Below are 3462 nucleotides of genomic sequence, written 5' to 3' on the forward strand. Positions count from 1 at the left end.
GGTGCGCCTGCCAGACGGCGAGCGCGCCGGCACGACGGCGCGCGCGGCGCTGCTGCCGCTGCGCATGGACGGGCGGCGCCTGGGCGTGCGCCTTCAGCCCCCGCAGGTGGGCGAGCACACCGGCGCGCTGCTGCACGGCCTGGGCTACTCGCCCGGGCAGGTGCGGGCGCTGCAGGAGGCGGGCGTGGTGGGCTGAAGCGGGCCGCGTTTGCCTGGCGGGCGGTTGGCGTCCAGAATGCCCCTTCGCACATCCGACCACACGATACACAGAGCAGGAGGGCAACCATGCCAGCAAGGCACATCCGCATCCCATCCGTCCTCGCGCTGGCCCTGGGGCTGGCCGGGGCGGCCCACGCACAGGACATCCTGCCGGGGCTGTGGGAAGTCAAGTCCCAGATGCGCATGGCCGATGGCAGGGATCTGGGCAAGGAGCTGGCCGCGATGCGCGAGCAGCTCAAGAGCCTGCCGCCCGAGGTGCGCAAGACGATGGAGCAGCAGATGGCGGGCGCGGGCGTGGCCTTCGGCGAAGGCGGGACCATCCGCACCTGCCTCACGCCCGAGGAGGTGCGCTCCGACGTGATCCGCGAGGGCCAGAAGGAAGGCGATTGCACCTACACGCGCGTGAGCCGCAGCGGCAACACCTGGCGCGGACGCGTGAGCTGCACCGATCCGCGCGCGGAAGGGGAGTTCACCACCACCTTGCACAGCCCAACGCACTACAGCACCCGCTCGGTCCTCACCAGCAAGGAGGACGGGCGCACGGAGGTGGACATCGATGCCCGGCGCGTGTCGGCCGATTGCGGCGCCCTGGGCGCAGGTGCGGCCGGCCGCAGGAAGCCCTGAGCGCGCCAGGCAGCCCATGAAAAAACCCGGCCAGGGGCCGGGTCCGGAGGGCGGTCAGCGCCGGGCGCGTGCGCTCACAGCGAGTCCATGAAGCTACGCAGCTTGTCGCTGCGGCTCGGGTGCTTGAGCTTCCTCAGCGCCTTGGCCTCGATCTGGCGGATGCGCTCGCGCGTCACGTCGAACTGCTTGCCCACTTCCTCGAGCGTGTGGTCGGTGCTCATCTCGATGCCAAAGCGCATGCGCAGCACCTTCGCCTCGCGCGGGGTCAGGCCGTCGAGGATGTCCTTGACCACGTCGCGCAGGCCGGCCTGCATGGCGGCGTCCACCGGCGCGACGTTGTTCTGGTCCTCGATGAAGTCGCCCAGGTGGCTGTCGTCGTCGTCGCCGATCGGCGTCTCCATGGAGATCGGCTCCTTGGCGATCTTCATGATCTTGCGGATCTTGTCCTCGGCGATCTCCATCTTGGCCGCCAGGATCGAGGCGTCGGGCTCGAAGCCGAACTCCTGCAGGTGCTGGCGCGAGATGCGGTTCATCTTGTTGATGGTCTCGATCATGTGCACCGGGATGCGGATGGTGCGGGCCTGGTCCGCGATCGAGCGGGTGATCGCCTGCCGGATCCACCAGGTGGCGTAGGTCGAGAACTTGTAGCCGCGGCGGTATTCGAACTTGTCCACCGCCTTCATCAGGCCGATGTTGCCTTCCTGGATCAGGTCGAGGAACTGCAGGCCGCGGTTGGTGTACTTCTTGGCGATCGAGATCACCAGGCGCAGGTTGGCCTCGATCATCTCCTTCTTGGCATTGCGCGAGTTGGCCTCGCCCTCGTTCATGCGCTTGTAGATCGCCTTGAGCTCGGCCAGCGGCACGACCACGCGCGTCTGCAGGTCGATGAGGTGTTGCTGCAGCTCCTGCACGGGCGGGATGTTGCGCTCGAGCACGGCGCTCCAGGGCTTGCCGGCGGCTGCCTGCTGCTCCACCCACTTGAGGTTCAGCAGGTTCGGCGGGAACTCCTTGATGAAGACTTCCTGCGGCATGCCGCACTTGTCGACGATGATGCGGCGCAGCTCGCGCTCCTTCTTGCGCACGTCGTCCACCTGCGCGCGCACCATGTCCGAGAGTTTCTCGATGGTCTTGGCGGTGAAGCGGATGGTCATCAGCTTGGCCGAGATTTCGCGCTGCACCTTCATGTACGCCGGACTGCCGTAGCCTTCCTTGTCGTAGATCTTGTGCATCTTCTCGAACAGCGCGCGCAGCTCGTCGAAGCGCTCCAGCGCATCGTTCTTGAGCTTCTCCAGCAGGCGCGTCATCGCCTTGGAGCCGCCCTTGCCATCGTCATCGTCCTCGTCGTCGTACTCGTCGTAGTCTTCCTCGGCCACGTAGTCGTCGGCCTCATCGGGGTCGGAGAAGCCATCGACCACGGCGGTGATCACGACCTTGCCCTCGCGGATCTCCTCGGCCATGCTGAGGATCTCGGCGATGATGGCCGGAGACGCGCTGATCGCCTCCATCATGTCCTGCAGGCCGCCCTCGATGCGCTTGGCGATCTCGATCTCGCCTTCGCGCGTGAGCAGTTCGACCGTGCCCATCTCGCGCATGTACATGCGCACCGGGTCGGTGGTGCGGCCGAATTCGCTGTCCACGGTGGACAGGGCGGCCTCGGCTTCCTCTTCCGCTTCCTCGACGGTGGTGGCCGTGGGCGTGACGTTGTTCTGGAACAGCGTCTCGGCGTCGGGCGTCTGCTCATACACCGCGATGCCCATGTCGCTGAGCATGGCGACCACCACTTCCATGGTCTCGGCATCGACCAGCTTGTCGGGCAGGTGGTCGGAGATCTCGCCCTGCGTCAGGTAGCCGCGCGTCTTGCCCAGCGTGATCAGCAGCTTGAGCTGCGCGCGGCGCTTGGCCATGTCCTCTTCGGACAGAACGGTCTCGTCCAGGCCGAATTCCTTCATCAAGGCGCGCTCTTTCGCCTTGCTGATCTTCATGCGCAGGGGCTTGGGCTTCTCGGCCGGCGCGGCATCGGAGACCTCGGCCGGGGTCTCGGGCTCGACCTCGCCTTCCAGCTCGGCCTCGATGTCCGACAGGTCGGCGTCGTCGTCCAGGTCGTCCTTGCGCTTGCCGCGCTTGGCGGCGGCCTTCTTGGCCGGCGCCTTCTTGGCGGCCGGGGCCTTGGCGGCGGCCTTGGCGGTGGTCTTGGTGGCTGCCTTCTTCGCCGCGGCCTTCTTGGCCGGTGCGGGCGTCGCTTCGGTCTCGGCGGCAGGCTCGTCCGCCGCCTTGGCGGCGCGGGCAGGCTTCTTCTTCAGCAGCTCATCGGCTGCCTTCTTCAGTTCAGCAGCGGTCTTGGGAGTGGACACGTTCGTGGCTTTCTTCGCGGCCGCGGGCGCTGCCTCGGCAGCAGCCTTGCCGGCTGCGCCGCTCTTGGCGGCGGCCCGGCTGGCGGCTTTCTTCACAGGGGTGGGGGTGGCCTCGGCCGGGGAGGCGGCGGCCTTGGAAGGCTTCTCGGGCTTTTGAGCGGGCATGAGCGACCTCAGGGTCAGGATGGACACACACACAAAGAAGACGCGCGCCGTGCCACCGCCAGCTGCACCTCCGAGCCGGTGGCGATGATCACCGCCTGGGCCT

At 67.5% G+C, this 3462-nt stretch carries 2 protein-coding genes and 1 pseudogene; 2 read left to right on the forward strand and 1 reads right to left on the reverse strand.

The window, feature by feature from the left end; genetic code table 11:
- Together A612_RS05865 and A612_RS05870 are read left to right on the forward strand one after the other, a co-directional pair.
- A pseudogene (locus A612_RS05865) lies at positions 1 to 196 on the forward strand (CoA transferase); the annotation flags it as partial.
- A gap of 89 nt (positions 197 to 285) precedes the next feature.
- Positions 286 to 843, forward strand: coding sequence for a DUF3617 domain-containing protein (locus A612_RS05870; RefSeq protein WP_019373596.1), 558 nt, complete (start codon positions 286 to 288; stop codon positions 841 to 843).
- A gap of 74 nt (positions 844 to 917) precedes the next feature.
- Here A612_RS05870 and rpoD read toward each other — a convergent pair whose 3' ends face one another.
- Positions 918 to 3359: an RNA polymerase sigma factor RpoD gene (gene rpoD / locus A612_RS05875; protein WP_019373597.1), complete on the reverse strand. Its 2442-nt coding sequence runs from the start codon at positions 3357 to 3359 to the stop codon at positions 918 to 920.
- Positions 3360 to 3462 lie beyond the last annotated feature (103 nt).

This window comes from Melaminivora alkalimesophila, from assembly GCF_000282995.1.
In the GTDB taxonomy this organism is placed as follows: domain Bacteria; phylum Pseudomonadota; class Gammaproteobacteria; order Burkholderiales; family Burkholderiaceae_C; genus Melaminivora; species Melaminivora alkalimesophila.